Genomic DNA, 316 nt, shown 5'->3' on the forward strand with positions numbered 1-316 from the left:
CTCTCCCACACCCTCCCGAGTGCAGTACCATCGGCGCTGGAGGGCTTAGCTTCCGGGTTCGGAATGTAACCGGGCGTTTCCCCTCCGCCATGACCGCCGTAACTCTATGAACATATCAAACAACCCACAACCCCAACCGGGGTGGGTGTCTGTTTGTTCAGAGTTGCACAGTGGACGCGTAGCAGCTTCGTAGTCAAGTCCTCGGCCTATTAGTACCGGTCAACTCAACCCGTTACCGAGCTTACATCTCCGGCCTATCAACCCAGTCGTCTAGCTGGGGGCCTTACCCCCACAAAGTGGGGTGGGATACCTCATC

At 57.3% G+C, this 316-nt stretch carries 2 rRNA genes; both read right to left on the minus strand.

Going from position 1 to position 316, the window contains the following annotated elements:
- A 5S ribosomal RNA gene (rrf, locus tag LPA42_RS33505) occupies positions 1–101 on the minus strand; the annotation flags it as partial.
- 88 nt (positions 102–189) lie between these two features.
- A 23S ribosomal RNA gene (locus LPA42_RS33510) occupies positions 190–316 on the minus strand; the annotation flags it as partial.

This window comes from Micromonospora sp. DH13, assembly GCF_020873825.1.
GTDB classification, from domain to species: domain Bacteria; phylum Actinomycetota; class Actinomycetes; order Mycobacteriales; family Micromonosporaceae; genus Micromonospora; species Micromonospora haikouensis.